This window comes from Rhodococcus sp. OS5, assembly GCF_056837585.1.
Genome location: NZ_CM166368.1, coordinates 6,195,759 through 6,221,721, shown reverse-complemented (window position 1 = coordinate 6,221,721; position 25,963 = coordinate 6,195,759). Strand labels below are relative to the sequence as shown.

Sequence of the window (25,963 nt, the reverse complement as noted above, 5' to 3'; positions counted from 1 at the left end):
TCACGTCGTCATCCTCCTCGGGATGTAATGCCAGGCAAGTAAACGATTCTCGATCGCCATCACGGCGAAGGCGAGCAGCATTCCGAGTAGTCCGGCGACGATGATCAGTGCGAACATTCGATCGGGGACGGATTGGCTCAGCAGGATCTCCTTACCGAGTCCCGGCACGCCGGCGATCAATTCTGCACCGATGGTCAGCAGCAAGCTCAGTGTTGCCGAGATGCGAATCCCGGTGAAGATGTAGGGCATCGATGCCGGTGCGACGACGAGAGCGAGCCTGCGCCACAGTGGAAGTCGGAAGGATCGTGCGGTGGCCAGCAGTTCCGGGTCGACGTTGCGCACACCGTGAATCGTCTGGAGCAGAATCGGCCACACACTTACTGCCACGATCAGTGCCACCGCCATCCGTTGCGTCGGGCCCATGATCAGCAGAAAGAGCGGAATGATTGCGAGCGGCGGAACGGTTCGGCAGAAGTCGATGACGAAGCGGGAGGAGACCGTCAGGAACGGGTGCGCGGCGAGCAGCAGCCCTGCCGGGATTCCGATCACCAGGCACAGCGCCAATCCGATCGCCGTGGTGGTCACCGTTTGTCCCAGTGATGTCCACAACGAGGACGTGGCGAGTTCGTTCACAAAGGCCACTGCCACGTCGCTGAACTTCGGAATACCTTTGACGTCCTCGTCGCCGAGCATTCCGAAGATCTGCCAGGCGGCTGCCAACGCGAAGAGCGTCAGCAGCCGACCGAGCAGAACCTGCCTGCGGCGAGTCTGCAGGGTTGTCAAGGCGGACAACTCAGTTGGCCGGGGTCAGCAGGGATTCGGCCTCGACCGAATCCGTCAGTACCCCGTACTTGACCAGCAGTTCGATCTCCGTGCCGAGAGCACCCGGTTCCACTACTGCGACGAACTGAGGATTCTTGCTGTTGGCCAGCATTTCGAGCGGAATCTTGGCTTGTGTCGAGAGTGCAGCCTTGACCGCGCCCGGATTCTGATTGGCGTAGTCAACTGATTTGGCAAGCGCGGTACGGAATTTCGCGAGTGAGTCAGGGTTCGCATTGACAAACGATTCCGAAGCGACCAGCGAGGTCCCTGGCACACCGGGCGCGGCCAAGGGGAAGGGGTGGCCGAGGATCTTCAGCCCCGAGTCGGTTGCTTTACTCAGGAACGGATCGATGAGGAACGCCGCGTCGGCCCCGCCGGTGGAAACCAGGTCGCCGAGGTTGGGCATGGGTGCCTGAATGAACGAGACCTTGTTCGCTGCTCCGCCGGATTTCTCCACCGCGGCAGAGATGACTGCTTCGCTGACGGACTTCAAACCGCTGATCGCGACGGTCTTGCCTTCGAGGTCACGGAAGCCGCTGATGGAACTGTCCTTGGCGACCACGAGACCGGACTGGTCGACGCTGTCATTTGCGGCAAAATTCGTGAGCCCGCCGACAATGGTGACGGGCATGTTCTGGCTCCGTGCCTGAATTGCGGCAGCGGCAGTCGTGGCTGCCATATCTGCATTTCCGCTGAGCAACAACGGAATTTGAGCCGAGGAACTAGCGCCGCCCTCCACGAGTTGGATGTCGAGTCCCTCATCGGTGAAGTACCCCTGCTCCATGCCGAGCCAAATCGGTGCGAAGTCCGCGATCGGCTGAGGTGCGATTCGAATCGTGGTGGTCTGGGTGCCCCCGTCGTCGGAGGCCGTGGCGTCGCTCGAACAGCCTGTCAGTGCCAATGCCGCGGTCGCGACCGCGGCTAGGGCAACAACTCTGAACCGTGGTGTCGACCGAAGGGTAAGTCCAACCGTCATGTCCGAAAACCTCTCGCTGGGAAAGATATGACTTCCTTGCCGGTAATCCGGTGGGAAGGTGAAGAAGCTCAAAGAATTCCGTACGCCGGAACGATTGTTGTGACTATAGTAATTTCCAAGACGAATGCCAAGGGTTTTCCAAGAACACGAGATTTCGGATCGCCGGGTACATCCACGGCACCGGGAGGGGATCGGATGACGAAGGGTTCTGCGTCCGCCGTCGACAAAGCGTTGGATCTACTCGAGGCCATCGCGCGCTCGACCACGCCGATGAAGCTCAGCGAACTGGCAGAAGAAGTCGGGATGCTCCGCCCGACTGCGCACCGAGTGCTCGGAGAACTCGCGAACCGTGGTTGGGTCTTCCGCTACGACGGTCGCTATCTCCCCGGCCCGGCTGCACTGCAGGTTTCCCACGAAGCGGCAGCGCATTCGTTGGCGGCCTTGTGCGATCCGACCATGCGGGTGCTGTCCGAGAGCACGGACATGATGGTGAATCTGCAGGTTCTCGAGAGCGGCGGGACGCGGATCATCGCGGCGCTGCGTCCCGAGAGACTCAAGATGATCACTCGGATGCTCGGGGATCTGCTTCCGCCGCACCGGTTCGCGGGTCCGCTCGCGTTGGTGGCGGCACTCGAGGACAACACCCGGGCGCCCTACCTGGCGATGGTGGAGAAGAGCGGCTATCCGCTGGAAGGACCCACCGGCTTTCTCGCCGACATCGCCGATACGCAGAAAACCGGATTCGCCGTTGTCCACAAACGATCTCAGGACATCATCGGTTCGGTCTCGCGTGCAGTGTCTTCCCGCAAGGGGTCTCCGCTCTGTGCGTTGACGGTGATCGGTTTCGATACCGACTTCGATGCGAAGACGACGCGAATGGTCGAAGAACACCTGCTGCGGGCCACCGATGAAGTGCAGCAACTCCTCACTGACCACACTTCGGGCAAGCGCCCGTCCGACACAGGAGAATAAGGATGATTTCACGGACCGAGGGCTTCATCACCGTCGCAGACGGCGAACGGGTCTGGTACGAGACTGCCGGCGAGGGCCCGGATCTGATTCTCACGCACGGTCTCGGCGGAAATGCGGCCGTCTGGTACCAGCAGGTGCCCTACTTCGCTCAGCACTATCGGGTGATCAGCTGGGATCAGCGAGGATTCGGCCGCTCTACCAACGAGAACGGCAACCACGGCCCGGTAGCGGCAGTCTCTGATCTGATCGAAATCATGGACCTGTTGGCGGTTGATCGAGCGCACGTGGTCGGCCAGTCGATGGGCGGTTGGGCCGCATTGGGGACCGCGATCGCTGTTCCGGACCGGGTGGAGTCGGTAGTCCTGGCCTGCACGACCGGCGGCATTCCCGTCGGATTCGGTCCGGACAGCGCACCTCCCCTCACCGCAGCACCCGTCACCGCGCGGCCCCTGGGGGAGCATCCCGCTGTGGGCGGACGGTTGCCGAGCTTGGACATGGCGAGGGCATACCTGTACCAAGCTCTCGGCACCTTCGGCCATCGCCCACCTGACACCGAGTTCTTCCGAATTCTCAAGGCCCACAACTATTCGGTGGCCGAACTCGCGGCGGTGGCTGCGCCGGTTCTCCTGATCGCAGGTGAGCTGGACGATTTGATGACACCCGAGCGGATTCGCGGCGCCGCCGAGTTCCTGCCTCACGCCGAAGTGGTCGAGCTTGCCGACCGCGGCCACTCCCCCTACTTCGAGGACCCACACGCGTGGAACGAGTTGGTGGCGCACTTCCTGGCCGATGTTCGTGCGCGCCCAGTGCGCTGAAACGCCAACTCGTCACGCATATTCCAACTCCGAGGAGATCTAATGGATTCATCTCAGACCGTCGAGTTCATCCCACCCGCTTTCGATACGCCGTTCTCCACCGGAGTGCGCGTCGGAGACGTTCTGTATCTGTCGGGTCAGATCGGCATGCTTCCCGACGGGACCTTGGCAGACGGCTTCGAAGCGCAGGCTCGCCAGACGATGGAGAATATCGTGGCTTCGCTGATCGCCTACGGTTCCGGTGTCGAAGCGATCTTCAAATGCACTGTCATGCTTGACGACATGTCACGTTGGCAGGAGTTCAACAAGGTCTACCTCGAGTACTTCCCGGCGTCGAGACTGCCGGCCCGCAGTGCGTTCGGAACAGACGGACTGGCGCTGGGTGCGCACATGGAAGTCGAATGCATGGCCTACACCCCGCGGGTCTGACTGCTCGCGGGCACTAACCGTCCCAATCCACACGTTCAGCCAGGCGCAGCAATGTGCGTCGGCGTGTAGTGCTGGTTTCGCCGATGTGCGCGATCCGGCCGTAGATGTGGGCGCGGAAGTTCTCCACGCCATCCCGATTCTGTTCCTGCGCAGAAGTACTGGCGGCGTTGTGCAGCAGGGCACGCAAGCGATCGTAGTCGTCGCGCGGATACGAGGGTTGGTCGTTGATCACCAACCCGGTGAGGTGTTGGCGTCGATGAGGGCGCATCACCTTGGTCTTTCGTGGATGGATGGCAAACCCTTCGTCCCCGGCGATCTGCTCGACCGTCCAGAGGAGGGTGCCGACGTCGGCTACTTCGATTCCGGAGAACGCGAGGTCGTCGGCGTATCGGGTGTAGGTGAGCCAGTTCGCTTGTGCGAGTCCACTCAAGCGGATGTCGAGTTTGCGTGCGACGAGATTCGCCAGTGCAGGAGAAGTGGGTGCGCCTTGCGGAAGATGCGCGGTGCGTAGCTGTGATGCCTGTGCATACGGTAGGCCGCGCAGGGTATCGGCAGGTGTTGCAACAGTGCACAATCCGGTGAGAACGCCTGCCACTGCGGGTGGATAGCCGAGGGCGGCGAAGACGGCATGAACGCGGCTGCCGCTGATCGAGGGGAAGAACTGCGCGAGGTCGACGCCGATCACGATTTCCGACTGTGCGTGCGGCGCTGCAAAAGTCAGAGGGCTTCGACCACGGACAAATCCGTGTGCCGCGTCGTGCGGGGGCACCAGGTCGAGGATGCGGCGCAGGATCTTCCGCTGAATTTCGCGCAATCGGGGTTTCGGTACCTCGAGGAGGCGAGCGCCGGCCTTCTTGCTGATCTGCATCGGCCGGTAGTGGCGTAGCGGTCGGGGTTTCGTGCGGAGCCATTCCCCTCGGTCGGCGAACCACTCGAGTTCGGAGATCGTCAGATCCAGTGAACGAGCCAGGTCCACACTGGTGTTGTAGCGGGGAACGTCGAACCGCCACACCGAGGTTTCATTGGTGTCCAGTGAGAGAGGAAAAGGCCGCAGGCGAGGTAGTTCGCGAAGCAATCGATACAGAGTCTGCGGTTCGAACGGTGGAGCGGGCATGAGGTCGAGAACGCGCACGGCCAGGAGCGTCGGGGAAACGCCGAAGACGGTTCCGAATGCCTCCTCGAGGCCGCTGAGGGTCCACGGAGCGTCAGCGGCCGCAACGGCCAGACGACGCGCCAACTCGGGATCGAGCTCGAAGTCACGCATGATTCGACTCCGGGATGCGACGGGGCGGGGTGACCAAATCCTTTGTCCGGTGCGGCGGCAAGCACGCGGAGCGTGCCGAACGCCGGTGGACGCAGTATCCAATTCTTCTGGCCGACCCAGGGGTTACCCCTGAGACTGGTCGCGTGGACCAACTCTCACCCACGCGCCGCCGCATTCCTTCACAATGGCAGACCGTTCGGTATCTGTCACGTGTGAAGCGGATCTGTCAGGAGTGGGTCCTCAGATCGACGAACGATCCGAACCGACGAACTCGCTGATCCACGGCACGACTGCTTCGCGGACGGTGACCGCCTTCGGCAATAGTCCGTTGCTCAGCAGGAGATCGGCCGCGCGCTGCTGCTCGTCCAGGAACTCGTCGGTGACAGGGTTGACACCGAAAGGACGTCCGCGCAGTGCAGCTTCCCAGGCATCGAGGCTCGCGGACCCGCCACGCTTCTCGACGTCGTCGACGAAGACCTGGGCGGCTTCGCGGGGGTTGGCTTCGATCCAGGCGTCGGATTCCTGCAGGGCCTCGATGATCGCCTGGAGGGCCTCCGGGTTGGTATCCGCGAAATCGCGCCGGGTGAACCACAGTGAGGGGTGGCTGAAGAGTCCGTCGGTGGCGATCAGCGTGCGCAGTTCGTGGTTCGCTTCGATGTCCGTCAGCCCCGGGTACGCGCCAACCCAGGCATCGATGGTGCCGTCGACGAGGTCCGCTCCACCACCGCGTACGTCGGTGTCGACGGGGACGATGTCGGACCAGGTCAGCCCCGCCTGATCCAAGGCGAACAACAAAAGTGTGGTCTGCCACGATCCGTGCGCGATGCCGACGCGCTTGCCGCGCAGGTCCTCAACCGTGTTGATCTCGGACTCCGCCTTGACTACCAGGCGCCCGTTCTCCACACGTGGGCCGGAGATTCCGATGTAGACGAGATCGCGGCCCTGAGCCAATCCGGTGACGGGCGGCGTGAATCCGGTTCCGATCACGTCGTATCCGCCCTCCTCGAACAGCCAGTCCGAGTGCAGGGTCGGCAAGGCGTTTTCCGGGTTCACTGCAGGCTTGGCGGGAAGCTCACGCAGGTCCACCCACTCGACATCGGGGAGACGGCGTTCGAGGATTCCGGTGTGGCGCAGTACGAACAGCGAATTGTTGTGTGGGAAGTATCCGACGCGAACGGTCATGAGATCTACGGTTTCCTGTTCTGAATCAGTGATGGGGGTGGCTAGATGAGGCCGCGTCGACGCGCCTCGTCGGCGAGTCCGCTACGGCCCCACTGCACGACGAGGTTGGATGGATCGAATTCAACCGAACCGCCGAGGGATTCGGCGATCGCCTGGAACTGTGCGCCCTCCTCGAGGAGGACGACGAACTTCGCGAGGTCGAGCAACCCGCTGCGGCCGATGACGTTGACCCCGCCGTTGGCTTCGAAGATCGCCACCAGATCGGGATCGTGTTCGAGACGCTCGAGAATGAAATCGCCTGCAGAACGGGACCGATCGATGTGCGGCGGAATCTCTCGGGAGAGCGTCAGCCTCTGCGAAGCCGCATAGCGGATGGGTAGCGTCCGATGTGTCTGTGCCCAACCGCCGAGCCACGGTGTGTGGATGTGGACAACGCTGGTGATTTCCGGATGCTGACGGAAGACCGATGCGTAGCCGGTGACAAATCCGGCCGATCCGTTGCCGGACAGCACCTCTCCATCGAAGGTGGCGACAACCGGTGACACCGACGGATCGTTCGCCCACGGTCCCGGATCGTTCAGGGCGACCGCGATTTCGGTGCCGGGTACTCGTTCGACGAAGTTGACGGTCCCGTTGGCTGCAACGGTTCCGGTCTTGCGGAAGACGTCGAATGCTCTGTCTGCTGCTTTGCGAGCTTCTTCGACGAATGCTGCGGTATCGGTGTCGAGTCGAGTTTCGGTGGTGGTCATCGAGTCTCCAGTCCAGAAGGTGTGATCGGGGTGCGCTGCAGGAGGGGAAGAACTTCTTCGCCGACGCGGTATGCCTCTTCGAGGTGCGGGTTACCGGCGAGGATGAAGGCGTCGACGCCCAGTTCGCGCAGCTCGTCGAGTCTTTCGGCGACCTGCTCGTAACTGCCGACCAGTCCGAACGCCGGTCCGCCGCGGATGAGGCTGAAGCCGCACCACACGTTGGGTTGCACTTCCAGATCTCGGTAGCCGGTGATGTGTTCGGGTACCCAGCCTTTGATGCGGGCGGCGCCCACCGAGTCACCCTGGGCTGCACGGTCGGCGGCCCCCTTGTCGACGAAGGCCCAGCCTTTCTCGATCTCGGCCCACGCGGCTTCTTCGGTGTGCCGGGCTACGACGTCGATGCGTACGGCGAATTTCGGCGTGCGTCCCAGTTTGGCCGAGTTCTCCCGCACTCCGTCGATCTTGGCTCTGAGATCGGCGTACGGCTCCAGCCAGGAAAGGTAGTAATCGGAGTGCAGTCCGGCGGCGGCGACGGCTGCGGCCGAAGATCCGGAGAAGTACACCTCGGGAAACGGTTGGCCGGCCAGTCCGGTTGGCAGTGCGGCGCCGTGGGTTTGGAAGAAGCGACCGTCGAAGTCGAAAGGTTCGCCGTCCCACACACCCTTGAGGACATCGAGGAACTCGGACGTCCTGGTGTAGCGATCGTCGTGGTCGACTTTGTCGCCCCACCACAGCTGAGGCGCTCCGCCTCCACCACTGATGATGTTGTAAACCAGACGTCCGCCGGTTGCTCGCTGCAGACTGGCCGACATCCGCGCTGCCTGTACCGGGTGAAGGAACCCCGGTTGGAACGCAACCATGAAACGGTAGGTGGTGGTCTCGGCGGCCAACGCTGCTGCGGTCGCCCACGGATCCTCGGTCATCGGGAAAGACGGCAGCAGTCCACCGAGGAACCCTGCGGACTCGGAAGCCTTTGCCACCGCGGCCATGTGGTCGATGTAGCTGTATCCGTCCAACTCGCCGCCCCGGATCGCGGGAGCGATGTTGCCCGGCCCGTATCCACCGGCATCGCCGCGGTTGTAGCGACGCGGAGTACGCAGCGACGCGTGGTCGCCTTCCATCCCGATCCGCCAATAGAAATCGATGCTCATGCGGTGGCCTTCTCTTCTGTGGTGGCCTTCTCTTCCTTGCGAATCCGACCCTCGGGATCGACCAGGTGCAGGAGATGCTCGCCCGCCCGGTACAGCTCTTCGATGTGTGGCCGACCGGACAAGACGAAACCGTCCACACCGATATCGCGATACGACGACAATCGCTGCGCCACCTCCTCGTAGCTTCCGACGAGGCCGATACTGTGCTCGTAGCCGATGCGGTCGAATCCGGACCACAGGATGCCGCCCCGATCGATCTCGAGTGCAGCGGAATCGGCTTCTCTCAGTTGCCGTTCGACACGAGCCCAGGCTTCGTCCGCTGTTTCCCTCGCGATGATCGGGATGCGCAGGACCTTCTCGACGGTCCTGCCGAGTTCGGATGCTCGGTCGTCGAGGGTGGTGATCCGTGTCGACAACTCGCCGCCGGCAAGGGTGAACTGATGGACATCGGCATGGTGGGCCGAGAGTTCCAGAGCTTCCGGTGAGTCCCCGGTCAGATGCACTCGGGGAAAGCGGAGTCCCGACAAGATGCCTCGGAATCCGCCGCCGAGTACGTCGTAGTACTCGCCGTCGAAGTCGTAACCCGTGCCGCCGAATCCGCCAGGGAGAATCTGCTCCTCGTTCCATACGCCACGGGCGACGGTCAGGAACTCCGCGGCGCGCGCGTAGCGGTCGGCTCCTCGAACCACGTCGCCGCGAGCAGCGGCGTCTTCGGGGTCCGTCTCTACCTTCACTCGCCATTCGAGACGACCTGCCGACAGGCGCTGAAGTGTCGCCGACATTTTGGCGGCGTAGACGGGGGTGCCGAAAGTGGGGTGAAACTCCACGACCACTCGCGAATGACGCGTCTGACGTAGGGCGGCGGCAGCAACGATCCAGGATTCTTCGCCATTCGGATCGTACGGTGCGACAACGCCGTCGACGCCCGATAGTTCGGCTGCGAGAACGATCTGTGCCAATTCGTCGAAGGGCCCGAAGTTTCCGGGACGAACATCGGTCGCGACGGTAGTCGGTCGCTGCGGCCCGAAGCCGCCGCGACTGTTCAGTGCGGCCACCGCCCGGCGTCCGTCACCGCGAGACGGTAGCTCCCAGTAGACGTCCGTCATTCTGCTGTGCCCTTCTGCGCAACGAGGTTGCGTGCCTGTTCCAGTGGTTCGTGCGCCACCCAGGACTGCAGGTCGAAGTCGGCGGCAAGGAAGCCGTGCGCATACAGGAATTGTTTCTGCACCCCGAGCAGGTCCACACGCTCGTCAGACAGGCTCAAATGCAGTCCGGTGTGGAAGTTCTCGCCGTACGCTGCCACCACACCTTCGGGCCCCGACTGTGTTTCGGTCTGCAGAACGGCTCGGACCTCGTCGATGTTGGCTGCGGCCCAGTCCGCCGCTCTCAGGCTCTCGGCGAGGAAACCCACGACGATGTCCGGGCGTTGTTCGAGTAGGTCGGCGTGAACTGTGATCGGTCGTGGGGTGCCGTTGTTGACGCGATCACGTAGCGATGCAGTGGAATCGAGATCGACGGCAACGGCGAGGCCATGTTCGCGGGCAACTTCCTGGGCGCGGGCACCCTTGACGTAGATGGCGTCGACGTCGCCGCGTAGCAGGGATTCGACGCCCCACGTCGTGTTGCGGGTGGACGAGGCGGTGCGGACCTCGGGGGCTGCCGTCGTCGCAACCTCGACGAGAGTGACGTCGGCAAAACTCAACTCGCCGAGTCGAAGTGCGGAGGCGAAGCCGTGCAGGGCCATGGCACGGGGGAAGCTCCTGGCCTGATCTGCCGCCCAGGCCGGGATGCCGATCCGAGCGCCTGCCAGAAGACCGGCTTCTCGGATGTCGGAGTCTCCGCGCACCAGGATTGCCTGGGCCTCGTCGATCCAGGTGAGCCCGATGAGCCTCGTCGGAGAACCACTGGCACGCGCAGCCAGTGCGGGGACGTTGCCGCCTTCGCGAATGAGTCCGGAGAGGTGGTGATCGAAATGGCGCACTGCCAATTCCGGTCCGGCATCTTGCAGTACGCCGAAACGCACTCCGGATTCGTTTGCCGTCCGGTCGAGCCAACCGAGACTGTTGGCGAGGCCGCTGGCGGTGGGAACGGGGCAGCGGGTGTACCAGAGTGTGTCGATTGCGGAATCAGCGATCAATGTCATGACTGTCCTGTCCGTCGGGGAAGGTGCGACCGACGCCGAGTTCCTTCAGGAAACTCGCTCGGTAGCGCAGAGATTCGGGATCGTTCCGATCGCGGGGGCGTGGCAGGTCGATGTCGACGTCCACGGCAAACCCGCCCTTGTCGAGGATGAGCACACGGTCGGCAAGTCGTACGGCTTCGTCGACGTCGTGCGTGACGAGCAGTACTGCCGGACGGTGGCGGGCGACCAGATCGCCTACCAGGTCTTGCATTTGGAGCCGTGTCAGAGCGTCGAGGGCTGCGAACGGTTCGTCGAGTAGCAGCAGTTCAGGTTCACGGACGAGAGCGCGCGCCAATGCGACGCGTTGGGCCTCGCCGCCGGAGAGGGTGGCCGGCCAGGCGCGGTGCTTGTCCGCGAGGTTGACCTCGGCGAGTGCGTTGCGTGCATTGTCGGTCACCTGACGTGACCGTTTCTGTCCGACTGTGACATTGGCCAGAACTCGCTTCGACGGAATCAATCGCGGTTCCTGGTAGACGACCGTGCGGTCGCGTGGGACCAGCACATCACCGCTGTCCGGTGCTTCCAAACCGGAAAGCACTCGCAGCAGGGTTGTCTTGCCGGTGCCGCTGGGGCCGAGGAGAACGACGAACTCGCCGCGCGTGATCTCGAGGTCGATACCGCCCAGAACAGTCTTGTCACCGAACGACTTACGCACTCCGGTGAGCGAGACCGCTACCGGTGATCCGGCACGTCGCTCGGCCGCGGTGGTGCCGGTCCGCTCACGGGCTGCCAACGGCGGCAGAGGTGCTTCGGTGGATGGCAGCGAGCCGATGGTTGTATTTGTCATCGCGCCACCGACAATCTCCGCCACGGCATGGAGTACCGCTCGATCAGTCTGACGATTGCGTCGAAGATGAGTCCCAGTGCCGCGTACATGACGATGCACAGAACCATGTAGTCGGTGCGGTTGTATTCCTGCGCCAGGGTGACCAGATATCCGATGCCCTCACGTGTGCCGACCTGCTCGGCGGCGATCAATCCGGTGATGCTGAGCGACAGGCAGATTCGAAGCCCCATCAGAACACCGGGGAGGGCGGTCGGAAGAATCGCTCCGAACACCAGTCGCCAACCCGTCAAGCCGAAACCTTGTGCCGCTTCCACCATCTTGCGATCGACTCCGCGCACTCCCAGGTAGGTGTACGCGTACATGGGGGCGACGGTCGCGACAGCGATCAGGACTACCTTGAAGGTTTCGTCGATACCGAACCAGGCGATGAACAACGGAACGAGCGCGAGGAACGGAACCGCGCGGTTGATCTGCATGGTCGAGTCGATCAGTTCTTCGCCGAGCGAGGAGAGACCGGACAGAACCCCGAGCACCAATCCGACGATCACACCGACCGAAACACCGAGTGCAGCACGTTGAAGCGACGCGAGACCGAAGTCGACCAACTGACCCGACTGGTAGAGCTCGGCGAATGCCGTCCACACCGCCGGAGGTCCGGCCAGGATCTCTTCGCGGATCAGTCCGGTAGCGGATCCGATCCACCATCCGGCAACCAGCAGCGCGGGCACGAGGAAGCGGAGTGGGATCGAGACCCACTTGGGCCTGCTGCGATTGCGGCGGTAGCGGGGCGTTTCGAGTTGCGGATGCTCCACTGACGGCGACGCAGTTCGTGCGGGCCGGGTCAGCGTCACCATCGGGTCACTTCCCCTCGGTGGTGGGCGCTGCCGCTGCCGAACCTGCCACAGCACCCTGGAGGTCGAAGATCACGTCACTGCCCTTGATCGGCTGCTGGATCACCTTGTTGTCGGCGAACAACGTGGAGATCGATTCGAGGTCGGTAGCGTCGGCTGCAGTCGGGTAGCGGAAGTTGGTGATCTGGCCGCCCAGGGTGATCGCGTCGTCGAGTCGCTGTCCGGAGAGTGCGCGCGGACCGGTCTGTTCGAAGACGTTCTCGAATGCTGCCGGGTCGGCCTGCTGCTTCGCGGTGAGTTCCTGGGTGACCTCGAGGAACTTCTGGACCACTTCGGGATGCTCTTCGAGTACTACGGTGCGGCCGGCGATGATGGTGCTGTCCACGGAGTCGATGCTCGCCTCGGTTGCGATCTCGACCGCGCCCTTGGCCTTGGCCTCCTGATACGGAATCAGGAACGATGCCCACGCGTCGACCTGCCCGGTGGAGAACGCCGACGCCGCGTCAGCCTGTTGCAGCGGAACACGTTCGACGGAATCGATCGGCACTCCGGCCTGCGTCAGGGCCTTGAGCGTGATGTACTCGCCCTTGCCTGCAGGGTTGACGGCAATGCGCTTGCCGGCCAGATCTGCGACGGTCTTGATGCCGGACTCCGGAGTGGCGATGATGCCGGCCTGGTCCTTGTTGTACGGGTCGGACGTGGCGAAGATGCGGACACCCACGTCCTTGGACAGTGCGCCGACGACGGGACTGTATGCGCCGGTTTGGATGTCGAGTTCACCGCTGTTGAAGAGTTTGAGGTTGGAGCTGAATCCCGGTGTGGTCTTGACCCATTCGATCTTTGCGCCCAGCGGTGCCAGAGCCTCGTCGTAGGTTCCGTCACGCTTGCCGACGGCGATGGCACCGGAGTTTCCGGGATCGAAGACCTTGAGCGTGAAGTCTGCGCTGGAATTGCCTGCGGCGCTGTCGGAATCGGAAGACCCACACGCCACCGCCAACCCGGCCAGCGGGATCATGGCGAGCGCAGCGGCAGCTCGTGGCAGTCGGCGGAAGCGGGACATGTATGTGGCTCCTTCAGGCGTTGAATCGTCAGAACTGACGACGATGACGCTATTGGGTGCCTGTCCGTTTTACCCCCGTTTGTTTTCTGGAGATTGGAAATCTTGACAACATCGGAAGTCTGTTCATCTGGGCTTTTGCAGGTCCACGTTCGGTTCCTTTCCATCTGATGGAAAGGATGGCCGGACTGCTGGGTCCGTGTTAGCGTCCGATTCTCAGGTCGATCAGGCCACAGCGAAAGGATCGTTCGTGACGGACGCACGCGGCGCGGGAGTTCAGACGGTAACCCGTGCCCTGACCATGCTCACATGTTTTCGCAGTGGCGAAGAACTGGGAGTCTCGGAAGTTGCGCGGCGACAAGAGCTTGCGGTCAGCACCACGCATCGATTGCTGCAGTCGCTCGTCGACGCGGGATTTCTCGAGAAGGACGACGCAACCAGTCGGTATCGCATCGGCGCGGCGCTGGCGGCTTACGGACAGGTCTCCTACCGGCAGCATCGGATCTATCTGTCCGAGCCCTTTTTGGAGCAATTGGCCGCGACGACAGGAGCATCCGCTTCCCTGGCAGTGCGAAGCGGAAGTGAGGTGGTGTTGCTCGGATTCAGTCGGTGGCGCGAGGCCGACGGGCACGTGCTGCAGGGTGTCCGCCTTCCCTTGCATGCGAGCGCACTGGGGAAAGCCTTTCTGGCTTGGTCCGATGTCGACGATTCCGAGCTGGCTGCGCTGCCACGTGAAGCGACCACTCAGCGTGCGATCACCGATGTCGCCGGTATCCGCCGGGAACTGGAACTGACTCGTGAGCGAGGATACGGATTCAACGACGAAGAGTTGACCCCGGATTTCCGAACGATCGGAATTCCGATCATCGATGGATCCGGCACTGTGCGTTACGCTCTCGGGCTTCGTGGTCCGGTCGAGCTGATGATCGACGAACGGATTCCGTTTCTCGCCGACCTTGCCAAGGTGACTGCACGACAGATCGGTGAGGTCCTTCTCTGACGTGATGTGAAAGCGCTTGTGGCAGATCCGGCCGAACGTGATTACCGTTGAAGTCGAGGGCGCGATCGCACAATGGCTACGCGACGTGACCGCGTCCTCGCGAGCGTGGAGACGAGTGATGACGACGATCGGTGTCGTTGCCCTGTTGCTGGGCGTCCTGTTGATCGTGGTCGAGGCGCATGCCCCAACCGCGGGGGTGCTCGGTGCGCTTGGAGCACTCATGATCGGTGCCGGCGTGTGGATGCTCTTCACGTCCGACGGTATCGGGCAATTGATCGCGATTCCGGTGACGGCGGGGGTCGCGGTAGTCGGCCTGGGCGTGGTGGCGGTAGCGAGTCGAAAAGCGCTTACCGCGCGCCGCGCTCCCGTGCGTACGGGGACGGAATCTCTTGTCGGCTCGGACGCGACCGTTCGCAGTTGGACCGGTGCGCAGGGTCAGGTCGAGCTCGACGGCGGATTATGGCGTGCTCGAATGGAATTCGGGTACGACGATTCTGTGCCTGCCGTGGGCGAATCCGTCGTCGTAGAGCAGGTTCGAGGCCTGACTCTGAAAGTGCGCCGTCGTGAACCGTGGGAGCTGCCGCTATGACCACCGTGCTTGTCGTGTTGTCCGTGTTTGTCGTGCTGATTGCAGTCCTTGTGGGCATGTCGGTGAGAGTTCTGCGCGAGTACGAGCGCGCGGTGGTGTTCCGCCTCGGTCGACTGATCACCTTGAAGGGTCCTGGTCTGGTGATTCTGGTGCCGGCGATCGATCGTATGGAGCGGGTCAGTCTGCGAACCGTCACGCTGAAAATACCGGTCCAAGAAGTGATTACCCGCGACAATGTTCCTGTGAAGGTCACCGCCGTCACGTACTTTCGGGTCGTCGACGCTGACCGTTCGATAGTCGAAGTCGAGGATTTTCTGGCCGCCACCTCACAGATCGCCCAGACCACACTGCGCTCCATTCTCGGTAAAGCTGAGTTGGACTCGCTGCTCTCCGAACGTGAACGCCTCAACGAGGACTTGCAGAAGGTAATCGATCAGCAGACCGAGCCGTGGGGAGTCAAGGTCACGACCGTCGAGATCAAGGACGTCGAGATTCCGGCCAACATGCAGCGCGCCATCGCCAGGCAAGCAGAGGCCGAACGCGAGCGGCGAGCCAAGATCATCAACGCCGACGCGGAGTTTCAGGCATCGGCCAAGCTCGCCGAGGCGGCCGAGGTGATCAGCCGCAATCCGACCACCCTGCAGTTGCGATATCTGCAGACACTTCACGAGATCGGTAGCGAGAACAACTCCACCGTTGTCTTCCCCTTGCCGCTGGATCTTGTCCGGCCCTTTATCGGTGGCGGAGTTGCGGCAACTCCCGCGACCCAAGAACCTGCCCGTTTCGCCTGGAATGCGAAAGTTGTTGATTAGCATCTAGTTTCGTCTCTCCAACTCTTGTATTCGAAACTATGTTCGATTAAACTTTCGGCATGGACAGTCGGAATGCATGGCAACTGGATAGCGAGGACCTCAAGAGTGAGGTCCTGGATCTGGTGCGCGCCCGGCACGAATTGCAGTCGCGGATGGTGTTGCTGATCGTGGAGATGTTTTCCCGTGAGGTTCTCGGCGGGAAGGGTTTTCGGGCGATCGCGCAGTGGTTGCATGGTTCGACGAATCTGGGGATCGGCGAGTGCAGTCTGCTGGTCGGGTTGGCGCGGTTGTTGATGCTCGAACCTGTTGTCGCGGATGCGTTTCACCGTGGTGATGTGGATGCGTTGAAGGCGCGGCAGGTTGCGTCGTTTTGTCAGCATCCGCCGAAGAACATGACGCCGGCGGACGTGGACAAGGCTCGCGGGATCTTGCTCGGGTTGGCGTCGAAGAACATTGCCGATTGTGATGCGGTGCGGGCGGCGATCCGGCGGATCGAGAAGCAGTACGGCAAGCGTGAGGACGGTGTTCCGGTCGGCGAGGATTCGGAGCGTAACGAGTTCTACGCCTCGAAAGGTTTGTACGGGCGGGTGTCGGTGAAGGGTGACTTGGATGCTGTGAACGGGGCGCGTCTGATCACGTTGTTGTCGAGTCTGTCGGCGCCGACGCCGGAGAAGGACGGTGTCAAGGACACGCGTACGCCGGCGCTGCGGCGGGCGGACGGGTTCTGCGAGTTGTTGCGGCGGTACGAGCGGGCGGGGTTGGGTCCGATCGAGGGCGGGGTGAAACCGCACATCACGGTGACCGCGTCGGCAAAAGATATGACGGACCTTAAAGTTCTGAAAGACCTCCTGCCGTCCACTGAGGAGTTGGGGTTCGCGTGGACGGATTGGGTGGGCCCGATCAGTATCGATACCGCCCGGATGTTGGCGTGCGACTGCACCGTGACGCGAATTTTGTTGGATGAGAATGGTGTTCCGCTCGACTGCGGTAAGGAAGCGCGAACGGCGACGGTTCCGCAGCGGCGGGCTCTTGCGGTTCGTGATGGTGGGTGTGCGTTTCCGGGGTGCGGGACTCCGTCGGGGTGGTGCGATGCTCGTCATATTGTTCACTGGGGTGATGGTGGCCCAACGGATCTCGATAATCTGGTCTTGTTGTGTGGTCATCATCATCGGACGCTGCATCACACCGAATGGAGGGTGGAGATCGGACCCGACGGAGAAACCGTGTTCTATCCACCGATGTCGGTTGATCCGTATCAACAGCCGATCGGCGGGAACAGCCCACCCACAGCAGCCTGAACGGGCGCAACTGAATACGTACACACCGGGGCTTAGCCATGCCCCGGTGTGTACGGCGTGTGCGGTCAGAGCATCGTCGAGATATGGTCCGGCAGCGCGACACCGGAGTCGAGATCCTCGGACGGGATCGGTTCACCGAAGTGCGTAGCTGCGGGAACTACTCCAGCCCAAACGGTTTCGATACCGATGTCGGCGGCATCGTCACCGGGGCCGCCGGTGCGAGCCTTGACGGAAGCCTCGTACAACGGCAGCGCAAGAACGATGGTTGCCACCATTTCCTTGCGCGTGTGATCCCGCAAGTGTTGGGAACGTCCGGGAACCACCTGGTCGACGATCAGATTCAAAGCCTTCACGCGTTCGTCGCCGTCGGTCACGACTCGAGGTGATCCGATGATGACGCCGCTGCGGTAGTTCATCGAGTGGTGGAAGCCCGACCGAGCCAACACGAGCCCGTCGAGGATCGTGATGGTGATGCAGATTTCGCTGTCGGGAGCCAAGCTCCGTGAAGCGACTGAACCGTGAACATAAATAGATCCGCCGCGGTCGGGGCCGTCGAGGTCGAACCCGTAGGCGGTGGGAAACACCATGGGAACTCCGCCGACGGTCACACCCATGTGGCACAGCTTCGCGGACTGCAAGACGTCGACGAGTGCCGCGCGTTCTGCGACGCCGTGGTGGCGGGCGCGCTTGTGCGCCGTACGTGCTGTTGGGGACAGCGGAACAGGTGCAGTGGGGGCAGGAGCAGGGGCAGCAAAGACAACGGAATCTGTCATGCAGACAATGCTGGTGGCAAAGTGGCTTCAAGTCATGGTCCAATCAGTGGAGACTTCGATAGGCCACTTCGATTTGCCACTTCCGGGAGGGTTCTGAATGTTTCTGCCTTCGGCGGTAGCCGTGGTCCTCGATCGGACAGATCGGCGGGCGCTCCCGGTCCAGATTGCCGACCACCTCAGAGCTGATATCCGCAGTGGTAAGGCGGCAGTGGGTCTGAGGTTACCCAGTTCCCGGAAGCTGGCGGCGGAGCTCGAGGTGGCGCGGGGCGTCGTGGAACGGGCGTATGAGCAGTTGATCGCCGAGGGTTGGCTTGTCGCTGTGCACGGCTCAGGCACCTTCGTTGCCGAGGCGCCCTCCCCCATGGTCACTCCCACGACTACACCGAAGAAGGCCGCCGACAAGATGTCACCCAGGGTGCAGCTCCGGCCGGGCGTGCCGTGGACGCCACCGCGTGCATCGGCAGCGTGGCGGCGGGCGTGGCGTGACGTCGGGTCCAAACCGCCACCTTTCGAGGATCCCGATCCTGCGGGTGACTACGAATTGCGTTCGGCACTATCGGAATTACTGGCAAGAGCCCGCGGAATGTCGGTTGAACCCGAGAGAATCCTGATCACCTCAGGTGCCACGCATGGTCTCGGCCTCGCCCTGTCGGCTCTGCGTACCCGTGGTGCTGTTCTGGCGATGGAAGATCCCGGATACCGGTATGCGTCCTCGGCCGCTACAGCCTGTGGATGGTCGCTGCTCGACGTGCCCGTCGACGCTCATGGTCTCTGTGTCGACCAACTCGAAACTGCGTCGGAGAGCGTCCGTGGCGTGTATGTGACACCGTCCCATCAGTATCCGACGGGTGGGCTGCTTCCGGTAGGTCGGCGCAACCAGTTGATCGAGTTCGCCCGCGTCCGCGACGTCGTCCTGTTCGAGGACGACTACGACTCCGAATTCCGTTACGACGTAGCGCCTTTGCCTGCGCTTGCCCAGTTGGCTCCTGATCGGGTGGTGTATCTCGGAACAGTTGCAAAGACGCTCGGCGCCGGAATTCGATTGGGCTGGTTGGTAGCTCCCCTCGACCTGGTCGACCGCATAGCAGTACACCGCCAGCGAATCGGCGACTTCCCGTCGGTTCCGCTGCAGCAAGCACTCCTGTCCCTGCTCCGTGACGGCGAATGGGATCGAGCGGTGCGTACCGCCCGGCGCAGGTACCGGGAGCGTGATCGGGCGGTCGAGGAAGCGCTGTCATCGTTCGGTGAACTGCGGGGTCTCGGCGCCGGCATGCACACGACGCTCATGCTCGACGCGGATCTGGCAGCCACCGTCGCTCGCGAGGCACTTGAATACGGCGTCGAAGTGCCCACCCTGGTCGAGTCCACCCGAACGCACGGAGACCCCGGCGGATTGGTCATCGGCTACGGGCGAGTGGAATCCGCGGACCTCGAATATGCGCTCGAGGTGATAGCCGAGTGCCTCGCACGTCACAGCGCGTGAAGTCTCGTTGATCGGGAGTGCGGCAACGGATGGGCGTGGTCCAGTTCTAGCGTCTGCTCGTGACGATCCGAAGCCAGACCTTTCCGCACCTGCTCGCACCAGGCACCATCGGCCCGATGACCGTGCCCAATCGCGTGGTTCTCCCTGCGATGGACATGAACCTGTGTGAAGACGGGGAAATCGAAAAGGGTGACATCGACCACTTCGTGGCGCGTGCAGCTGGTGGAACGGGTCTGATCATCACCGGTTGCTGCGCTGTTGCGTATCCGCTGGGCTGCACCAGCCGCAAGGAACCGGGGCTTTCGGAAGACCGGTTCATCCCCGGTCTCAAGGCGTTGGCCGACGCAGTCCACGACGCAGGCAGCAAGCTCTGTGTGCAGATGACACACCACGGCAAGGTGGCGCGCATCGATACCCTCGACGGCCGACCGCAGTTGGTCCCGTCCACGCCGAAGCCGCCGGGTGACATGAGCGCGATGGCCGATTGCACGCCAGAAGAACTGGGCAAGATGGCTGCCATCAACGAGGGCAAGAGGGCTACGTACCACGAGGCAACCAAGGAAGATCTTGATTGGCTGGTTCGCATGTTCGCCGAGGCTGCCGGACGGGTGAAGGCGGCGGGCGGCGACGCCGTCGAGATTCACTGTGCCCACAACTACGTCCTCGGAGCGTTCCTGAGTCGATACACGAATCAGCGCAGCGATGAGTACGGAGGTTCCATGGAGAACCGTGCTCGCCTGGCTTGTGAGGTCATTCGAGCGGTCAAGGAGGAGGTCGGCGGTGCGCTCGCCGTCATCGTGCGTCTGGCCGGTCAAGAGTACGGCGAAACCGACGGGCTGACCGTCGACGAGGCTGCTGCGGCTGCCAAGATGTTCGAAGAGGCCGGCGCTGACGCCATTCACGTCACCGGTACCGCGCTGAATGCTTTTGCCAACTTCACCGACGGCCCCCTGCCCGACAAGGTCGGCTATTACACGGACAATGCAACGCGAATCAAGCAGGCGATATCGATCCCCGTGATCACGGTCGGACGTATGCTCCCCGAGGTTGGCGAGAAGATGATCGCGGAAGGTCGCACGGACTTCGCCGCAATGGGCCGTCAGCTCCTGGCCGATCCACAGTTGGTGAACAAACTCAAAGACGGTGCACCCGAGCGGGTTCGGCCTTGCATCAATTGCTACGTCTGCGTGCAGGAGAACTTCTGGGACGAGACGCCGCTGTGCGCTGTCAATCCCGCGCTCGGCAACGAAGCGCTTCTCCCCTTCGTTCGGACCAGCACTCCGAAACACGTTGTTGTGGTCGGAGCGGGCCCCGGTGGTCTCGAGACGGCCCGCGTGGCCGCTGAACGTGGGCACCGAGTCACGGTGTTGGACAAGTCCGATCGCCTCGGTGGCACCCTGTGGTTCTCGAGCCTCACTACCCCGGACAACGGGCGTCTGCTCAGCTGGTTGAAAGTGGAAATCGAGCGTCTCGGTGTCGATGTTCGACTGAAGACCGAAGCCTCGGTTGCTTCGATCCGGGCACTGAACCCCGACGCCGTAGTCGTGGCCACCGGTGCAGTCCGTGAGCGGCCTAGTGTTCCGGGCGGCGACTTGCCGCACGTGCACACCGGTGATTCGTTGCGCGCGTTGATGACCGGAGCTGGAGACGTCTCACAGGTACCGCCGTTCCTGCGGACGATGGCCAAGTTGGGCAAGCTGTCCGGTATCACCAAGAGCCCCGCGGCGATCCGAGCTGTGACCCGCAAGTTCCTGCCCATGGGTAAAGACGTTGTCGTGATCGGTGGTTCGCTTGTCGGACTCGAGCTTGCGGAGTTCCTGGCCGAGCGAGGTCGCAATGTGACGCTGATCGAAGAAGGCCAGCAGTTGGGTATTCCGATGGCGATGCCGCGCCGCTGGACGGCGGTGCGCCACGCCAAGCATGTCGGTGTGGACATTCACCGCAATTCAACGGTGCAGCGAATCACCAAGGAGCACGTCGAATTCCGTTCCGGTGACAAGACACGGACCGCTCCAGCCGACATGGTTGTCGTCGCGTCGGGAGTGTCGGCGCAGGCGCCACTGGCCGATTCTCTGATCGGTGTCGTGTCCGACGTACATGTGGTCGGTGACGCGGTGAACGTCGACTACATCGAGGGCGCGATGCACACGGCGTGGAAAGTCGCGATGGATCTGTAGTTCAGCATCAGGTAGCGCTTTGTGCCGCAACGATGTCCGGCCACCAGCGGGCCGCGACATCGGGGTGCGCACGTAGTCGACTCTTGAGGGCATTCGCCCCGTAGGAATCGTGTATCGGGTTGTTCGCGTCCACGGTGACGCCGGTGGCGCGCGCCGCCAGCTCGGGCGGTAGGTCGAACTCCGGGATCTGCGCTGCGTAGTTCGGGTTGAAGAAGAACGGCACCGAGATACGTTCGCCGTCGCCCTCGGGTGAAACTACCCGGTGCACAGTCGCTTTCAAGTATCCGCCGGTAGCGACCTCGAGCAGTTCGCCGATGTTGACCACCAGCGCCCCGTCGATCGGCGGCGCGTCGATCCAGTCGCCGTCGTGCTCGACCTGCAGACCGCCCTTGCCCGGTTCGACATAGAGCAGAGTCAGCACACCCGCGTCCTTGTGTCCGCCGACGCCCTGGGAGCCGGCACCTTTCGGGCGGCCCGGGTAACGCACCACCTTGATGAGGATCGACGGATCGTGAGCGAACGCGTCGTCGAAGATGTTCGCATCCTGGCCCAGGGCTACCGCCCATTCGCGTAAGAGGCTCAATGCGATCGAGGTGAGCGTGTCGTTCCACTCGGTGATGACGTCGCGAAGTTCGGGAAGGGCGTCGGGCCACTGGTTGGGGCCCTGCAGGATCTCCCAGGCCGGTGAGGTGTCGGTGCGCTCGGCCGCGGGCTGTTCGGCCCCGATGTCGATCTGCTCGCGCCAGTCCTGCTTGCCTTCGGTCAGTTCGCCGCCGAGCCTGGTGTACCCACGGAAGTGCGGGCTGCGGACGTTCTCGATCGCGAGCTTCTCGGCAGTCGGTAGCGCGAAGAACTCGCGGGCGACGTCGAGGAGGCGTCGCTGCAGTTCGTCGGGAATTCCGTGGCCGACCAGGTAGAAGAATCCGACCTCGTGGGTGGCCTCGCGCAGCTGAGTGCGGAACTGCTCGGCGGTGTCGGGGTTCTGCGCAAGCGACAGATCGAGCACTGGCAGCGACGTAATCGACATGGGGTCCTCGATCCGTGTGATGGTTCTGATGTCCATCATTCCACGCTGAGCGGCACCCGGACCCGCACGGCAATTCGGCAGCCGCAGGCGTGATTACCCGCGCGGATGCGGAAACACCCTGCGGATAACAGAATCGGGGCCTTGCGCCGTTGGCGCAAGACCCCGAATCAGCGTGAACCTAAATCAGGCCTCGTCGGCTCCGATGATGAAGGCTTCGAGCTCGATGCGAGCCTTGTCGTCGGCCATCTGGACCGGCGGGGACTTCATCAGGTAAGCGGAAGCCGGGTAAACCGGTCCACCGATGCCGCGGTCCTTGGCGATCTTGGCTGCGCGGACGGCGTCGATGATGATGCCGGCAGAGTTGGGCGAATCCCAGACCTCGAGCTTGTACTCCAGGTTCAGGGGAGCGTCACCGAAGGCGCGGCCTTCGAGGCGGACGTATGCCCACTTGCGGTCGTCGAGCCACTCCACGTAGTCCGAGGGACCGATGTGGACGTTGCGGTCGTGAACCTTGCCGGCAAGTGCGCCGGTCAGGTTGGACGTCACAGCCTGGGTCTTGGAAACCTTCTTCGACTCCAGGCGATCACGCTCGAGCATGTTCTTGAAGTCCATGTTTCCACCGACGTTGAGCTGGTAGGTGCGGTCCAGCACGACGCCGCGGTCTTCGAACAGCTTCGCCATCACGCGGTGGGTGATGGTGGCGCCGACCTGGCTCTTGATGTCGTCACCGACGATCGGGACGCCGGCGTCCTTGAACTTGGCAGCCCACTCCGGGTCGGAAGCGATGAAGACGGGCAGAGCGTTGACGAATGCAACGCCTGCGTCGATCGCGCACTGTGCGTAGAACTTGTCAGCGTCGTCGGAACCGACGGGCAGGTAGGAGACGAGGACGTCGACCTGAGCGTCCTTGAGTGCCTTGACGACGTCGACGGGCTCGGCGTCGGACAGCTCGATGGTCTCGGCGTAGTACTTGCCGATGCCGTCGAGGGTCGGGCCACGCTGAACGGGAACGTCCAGGGGCGGGACGTCGGCGATCTTGATGGTGTTGTTCTCGCTCGCGAGGATCGCCTCGGAGAGGTCGAAGCCGACCTTCTTGGCGTCGACGTCGAACGCAGCGACGAACTGCACGTCGCGGACGTGGTACTTACCGAACTTGACGTGCATGAGGCCGGGGACCGTCTGGGTCTCGTCGGCATCCTTGTAGTAGTGGACGCCCTGAACCAGGGACGAGGCGCAGTTACCCACGCCCACAATGGCTACGCGCACCGCGGTGCTGTTCTCACCCATGGTCGGGTTCTCCTTCTTTCCGGGATGTTCCTGTTGTCGATTGCTCGGCTGCGATCAATTCGTTGAGCCAACGCACTTCGCGTTCACTCGATTCGAGTCCGAGCTGATGGAGCTGACGGGTATAGCGGTCCAGCGATCCGCTGGCCCGACCGACGGCCTCGCGGAGCCCCTCACGGCGCTCCTCGACCTGGCGTCGCCTGCCTTCGAGGATCCGCATCCGCGCTTCTGCGGGGGTGCGGCTGAAGAAGGCGAGGTGAACGCCGAAACCGTCGTCGGTGTAGTTCTGCGGCCCGGTGTCGGCGACCAGTTCGGTGAACCGTTGCCGACCTTCCGGAGTGAGCTGGTAGACGCGACGCGCCCGACGCTTGAGCGTGCCGGTGGCAGTGTCGACGTCTTCTGAGATCAATCCGTCGGCTTGCATGCGCCGCAGTGCCGGGTACAGCGATCCGTACGAGAACGCGCGGAATGCGCCGAGCAGACCAGTGAGCCGCTTACGCAGCTCGTATCCGTGCATCGGTGACTCGAGGAGCAGCCCGAGGATTGCGAGTTCGAGCAACTGACAAACCTCCCGAGTCGTTGAACCTAACCGCTTGATGCGATAACCAACTATATCGCGCCGATATATAAAACCACACTGCGGCCCGATACGTGCACCAAGGTGTCACGGCTAGATCAGGGGGTGAACGGGTAGATCGACATGATTTCGCCATCGAGGGCAGCGGTCAGGTACCCGCTCTCGTCGAGGTCGTTGCCGACGTGAATCTGGATGGTCGGAACATTTTCGGTGCTGTCGACAGAGACGTACCGAGTGGTCGGATTTTGCACCGACGTCGTTGTTCCGGCGCCGTCGAGAAGGGCGATCACGATGCGAGGATCGAGCTGTCTGACGTCGATCTGTGTCACGTCGGGTTCGCGTGATCCTCCTGAAGTCGTGTCCTCGAGGTCGCCTCGGTAGTAGCTGTCCAGGCTCTTGCGCGGCGCGGCGGGATCGGCGCGCGTTACGCGTGCATAAGTGGGATAGATGGTCATCTCGTCGACCAGTCCGCTGCCGTACTCCGTTTCGATGGCATGGAACATCGCCCCCAGGCCGTCGACGGTGTGTAACTGTGGCTCGGGGCTCGAGAAGATCGTGACGTCGGACGCGGCGTATTTGATTCCGAAACCGACAGCCGAGACCAGTGACAGCGCGATGATCACAACGGCGATCCAACGCGTGTCCAGCGAAGGTTCTTTCCGAAGAATGGGTAGGGACGCCTCGGTCTGCAGATCGGACGTCAAATCTTCGAGATCGCCGAGAGTGACTGCCACCGCGGCGAGTTCGGTCAATTCGTCGTGCTCGGTCGCCGTGAGTTGTCCGTCGGCGAAGGCGGAGTCCAGCACTGCGCAGGTAGCCTCGCGATCGGCATTGCGAGCGCGGGTGGTCCTGGTCAGATCGTTCGGCATGTCCGGGGCCTATCGAGGAGTGAAGGGAGACAAGCGGATCGGGCGGCCATCCGGGGTCAAATCCATTGAGCCGCTCGCGCCGAGGTTGTTGCTGGCGTAGATGGAGACGCGTGGATCGTCGCTCGACGAACTCATGCTGATGTGTGTGATCTCGGCGTCGGGGACGTTGAGATTTGCGGACACTCCTGCCAGATATCCGGCGAGTTTGTCGATGTCGACGGCAGCGAGGTCGAAGGTGACGGTGCTGGCTGCTCGAGTCGACGTGCTGTCGCGTGGTGTGAAACCGCCTCGAAAGTCGATGTCTTCCTCCAGGTTCGGCGAGACAGCGGCGGCGCGAGTGACGCTTGCATAGCCGTCGTAGAAGTTGGCGGAATCGATTATCGTCGTGCCGTACTTGGCGCTGTATCTGGTGATGAATTCCCCGATCCCGCTTGCGGTGACCGTGTTCAACGTCGAACTCACAATGGGGGCAAGCGGTTCGACGTTTTCGGCTGCCGCCGGTGGAGGCGGTGGGGGTGAAGGGTCGGCGGACAAGGTGAGGTACCCGATCAGGCCGGCGAAGATAGTCGATGCGGCTGCGAGGTACCAGATCTTGTCGATACGGCGAACTTTGGCGACGGCGTTGCGCAGCGTTGCTTTCTGCAGATCGCGGACCAGCAGATCGAGCTGTCCGAGCGTGGTCGCGGTCATGGCCGATGCCGTTCGGTTCGCATGCTCGTCGACCGTGATCTGTCCGTCGGACAGGGCGGAGTCGAGAACGGCGCAGGTGTCGGAACGGTCGACGTCGCGCGCGCGGGTGCGCGTAGAGGTAGTAGTCGGGGACCCACTCACCGGCTC

Annotated in this window: 26 protein-coding genes; 9 read left to right on the top strand and 17 right to left on the bottom strand. The window is 62.7% G+C overall.

Going from position 1 to position 25,963, the window contains the following annotated elements; all coding sequences use genetic code 11:
* Together ACVZUB_RS29175 and ACVZUB_RS29170 are read right to left on the bottom strand one after the other, a co-directional pair.
* Window positions 1-783 (bottom strand): ABC transporter permease, encoded by a 783-nt coding sequence (locus ACVZUB_RS29175; protein ID WP_234552201.1) that lies wholly within the window; start codon window positions 781-783, stop codon window positions 1-3.
* Between the two features lie 10 nt (window positions 784-793).
* The gene (locus ACVZUB_RS29170; RefSeq protein ID WP_054781165.1) at window positions 794-1,798 is read right to left on the bottom strand and encodes an ABC transporter substrate-binding protein; all 1,005 of its coding nucleotides are present in this window, start codon (window positions 1,796-1,798) and stop codon (window positions 794-796) included.
* A 195-nt stretch (window positions 1,799-1,993) separates the two neighbouring features.
* Here ACVZUB_RS29170 and ACVZUB_RS29165 point away from each other — a divergent pair, with 195 nt between their 5' ends.
* From ACVZUB_RS29165 to ACVZUB_RS29155, 3 genes are read left to right on the top strand one after another with little or no spacing between them, the layout of a single operon-like run.
* Window positions 1,994-2,770: an IclR family transcriptional regulator gene (locus ACVZUB_RS29165; RefSeq protein ID WP_482628018.1), complete on the top strand. Its 777-nt coding sequence runs from the start codon at window positions 1,994-1,996 to the stop codon at window positions 2,768-2,770.
* A gap of 2 nt (window positions 2,771-2,772) precedes the next feature.
* Entirely contained in the window at window positions 2,773-3,585 is an 813-nt protein-coding gene (locus ACVZUB_RS29160; RefSeq protein ID WP_064113581.1) for an alpha/beta fold hydrolase, read from the top strand.
* Between the two features lie 42 nt (window positions 3,586-3,627).
* Entirely contained in the window at window positions 3,628-4,014 is a 387-nt protein-coding gene (locus ACVZUB_RS29155; RefSeq protein WP_003946047.1) for a RidA family protein, read from the top strand.
* 13 nt (window positions 4,015-4,027) lie between these two features.
* On the opposite strand, the gene ACVZUB_RS29150 is transcribed toward ACVZUB_RS29155, so the two are convergent.
* From ACVZUB_RS29150 to ACVZUB_RS29110, 9 genes are all read right to left on the bottom strand, one after another.
* On the bottom strand, window positions 4,028-5,278 hold the full coding sequence (locus ACVZUB_RS29150) for a reverse transcriptase family protein (RefSeq protein WP_482628017.1): 1,251 nt from the start codon (window positions 5,276-5,278) through the stop codon (window positions 4,028-4,030).
* Window positions 5,279-5,518: 240 nt separating this feature from the next.
* On the bottom strand, window positions 5,519-6,460 hold the full coding sequence (locus ACVZUB_RS29145; RefSeq protein WP_003946000.1) for an ABC transporter substrate-binding protein: 942 nt from the start codon (window positions 6,458-6,460) through the stop codon (window positions 5,519-5,521).
* A 41-nt stretch (window positions 6,461-6,501) separates the two neighbouring features.
* Entirely contained in the window at window positions 6,502-7,209 is a 708-nt protein-coding gene (locus tag ACVZUB_RS29140) for a class II aldolase/adducin family protein (RefSeq protein WP_482628016.1), read from the bottom strand.
* Window positions 7,206-8,360: an LLM class flavin-dependent oxidoreductase gene (locus ACVZUB_RS29135; protein WP_007735501.1), complete on the bottom strand. Its 1,155-nt coding sequence runs from the start codon at window positions 8,358-8,360 to the stop codon at window positions 7,206-7,208. The genes ACVZUB_RS29140 and ACVZUB_RS29135 overlap by 4 nt, the downstream gene beginning before the upstream one ends.
* Window positions 8,357-9,466: an LLM class flavin-dependent oxidoreductase gene (locus tag ACVZUB_RS29130; RefSeq protein WP_482628015.1), complete on the bottom strand. Its 1,110-nt coding sequence runs from the start codon at window positions 9,464-9,466 to the stop codon at window positions 8,357-8,359. Before ACVZUB_RS29130 ends, ACVZUB_RS29135 begins: the two co-directional genes overlap by 4 nt.
* Window positions 9,463-10,503, bottom strand: a complete 1,041-nt coding sequence (locus ACVZUB_RS29125) for an ABC transporter substrate-binding protein (RefSeq protein ID WP_007735503.1) — start codon at window positions 10,501-10,503, stop codon at window positions 9,463-9,465. The genes ACVZUB_RS29130 and ACVZUB_RS29125 overlap by 4 nt, the downstream gene beginning before the upstream one ends.
* On the bottom strand, window positions 10,487-11,329 hold the full coding sequence (locus ACVZUB_RS29120) for an ABC transporter ATP-binding protein (RefSeq protein WP_030537943.1): 843 nt from the start codon (window positions 11,327-11,329) through the stop codon (window positions 10,487-10,489). The genes ACVZUB_RS29125 and ACVZUB_RS29120 overlap by 17 nt, the downstream gene beginning before the upstream one ends.
* On the bottom strand, window positions 11,326-12,183 hold the full coding sequence (locus ACVZUB_RS29115; RefSeq protein WP_003946011.1) for an ABC transporter permease: 858 nt from the start codon (window positions 12,181-12,183) through the stop codon (window positions 11,326-11,328). The genes ACVZUB_RS29120 and ACVZUB_RS29115 overlap by 4 nt, the downstream gene beginning before the upstream one ends.
* A 4-nt stretch (window positions 12,184-12,187) precedes the next feature.
* The gene (locus ACVZUB_RS29110) at window positions 12,188-13,240 is read right to left on the bottom strand and encodes an NrtA/SsuA/CpmA family ABC transporter substrate-binding protein (RefSeq protein ID WP_050656908.1); all 1,053 of its coding nucleotides are present in this window, start codon (window positions 13,238-13,240) and stop codon (window positions 12,188-12,190) included.
* A 247-nt stretch (window positions 13,241-13,487) separates the two neighbouring features.
* Here ACVZUB_RS29110 and ACVZUB_RS29105 point away from each other — a divergent pair, with 247 nt between their 5' ends.
* The 4 genes from ACVZUB_RS29105 (at window position 13,488) to ACVZUB_RS29090 (ending at window position 16,936) form a co-directional block, all read left to right on the top strand.
* Window positions 13,488-14,237 (top strand): IclR family transcriptional regulator, encoded by a 750-nt coding sequence (locus ACVZUB_RS29105; RefSeq protein WP_042448211.1) that lies wholly within the window; start codon window positions 13,488-13,490, stop codon window positions 14,235-14,237.
* Window positions 14,238-14,355: 118 nt separating this feature from the next.
* Complete coding sequence (locus ACVZUB_RS29100) at window positions 14,356-14,826, top strand: NfeD family protein (protein ID WP_007735511.1); 471 nt, start codon at window positions 14,356-14,358, stop codon at window positions 14,824-14,826.
* Window positions 14,823-15,638: a slipin family protein gene (locus ACVZUB_RS29095; protein WP_003946040.1), complete on the top strand. Its 816-nt coding sequence runs from the start codon at window positions 14,823-14,825 to the stop codon at window positions 15,636-15,638. The genes ACVZUB_RS29100 and ACVZUB_RS29095 overlap by 4 nt, the downstream gene beginning before the upstream one ends.
* Window positions 15,639-15,697: 59 nt before the next feature.
* On the top strand, window positions 15,698-16,936 hold the full coding sequence (locus ACVZUB_RS29090) for an HNH endonuclease signature motif containing protein (RefSeq protein WP_482628014.1): 1,239 nt from the start codon (window positions 15,698-15,700) through the stop codon (window positions 16,934-16,936).
* Window positions 16,937-17,001: 65 nt separating this feature from the next.
* Here the strand turns inward: ACVZUB_RS29090 and ACVZUB_RS29085 are convergent, their stop codons facing one another.
* The gene (locus tag ACVZUB_RS29085; protein ID WP_482628013.1) at window positions 17,002-17,709 is read right to left on the bottom strand and encodes a pyridoxamine 5'-phosphate oxidase family protein; all 708 of its coding nucleotides are present in this window, start codon (window positions 17,707-17,709) and stop codon (window positions 17,002-17,004) included.
* Window positions 17,710-17,806: 97 nt separating this feature from the next.
* On the opposite strand from ACVZUB_RS29085, the gene pdxR reads away from it, so the two are divergent.
* Together pdxR and ACVZUB_RS29075 are read left to right on the top strand one after the other, a co-directional pair.
* Window positions 17,807-19,192 (top strand): MocR-like pyridoxine biosynthesis transcription factor PdxR, encoded by a 1,386-nt coding sequence (pdxR, locus tag ACVZUB_RS29080; protein ID WP_063315403.1) that lies wholly within the window; start codon window positions 17,807-17,809, stop codon window positions 19,190-19,192.
* A gap of 59 nt (window positions 19,193-19,251) precedes the next feature.
* Window positions 19,252-21,369, top strand: coding sequence for an oxidoreductase (locus ACVZUB_RS29075; RefSeq protein ID WP_063315404.1), 2,118 nt, complete (start codon window positions 19,252-19,254; stop codon window positions 21,367-21,369).
* Window positions 21,370-21,376: 7 nt separating this feature from the next.
* Here the strand turns inward: ACVZUB_RS29075 and ACVZUB_RS29070 are convergent, their stop codons facing one another.
* From ACVZUB_RS29070 to ACVZUB_RS29050, 5 genes are all read right to left on the bottom strand, one after another.
* Complete coding sequence (locus ACVZUB_RS29070) at window positions 21,377-22,435, bottom strand: isopenicillin N synthase family dioxygenase (RefSeq protein ID WP_223304565.1); 1,059 nt, start codon at window positions 22,433-22,435, stop codon at window positions 21,377-21,379.
* Between the two features lie 144 nt (window positions 22,436-22,579).
* Window positions 22,580-23,683 (bottom strand): inositol-3-phosphate synthase, encoded by a 1,104-nt coding sequence (locus tag ACVZUB_RS29065; RefSeq protein ID WP_003945979.1) that lies wholly within the window; start codon window positions 23,681-23,683, stop codon window positions 22,580-22,582.
* Window positions 23,676-24,239 carry a PadR family transcriptional regulator gene (locus ACVZUB_RS29060; RefSeq protein ID WP_003946014.1) on the bottom strand — a complete coding sequence of 188 codons (564 nt, stop codon included), beginning with the start codon at window positions 24,237-24,239 and terminating at the stop codon, window positions 23,676-23,678. The genes ACVZUB_RS29065 and ACVZUB_RS29060 overlap by 8 nt, the downstream gene beginning before the upstream one ends.
* Window positions 24,240-24,355: 116 nt before the next feature.
* Complete coding sequence (locus ACVZUB_RS29055) at window positions 24,356-25,126, bottom strand: DUF1707 SHOCT-like domain-containing protein (RefSeq protein ID WP_054827438.1); 771 nt, start codon at window positions 25,124-25,126, stop codon at window positions 24,356-24,358.
* A gap of 9 nt (window positions 25,127-25,135) precedes the next feature.
* Complete coding sequence (locus ACVZUB_RS29050; RefSeq protein WP_063315405.1) at window positions 25,136-25,957, bottom strand: DUF1707 SHOCT-like domain-containing protein; 822 nt, start codon at window positions 25,955-25,957, stop codon at window positions 25,136-25,138.
* Window positions 25,958-25,963: the final 6 nt, after the last annotated feature.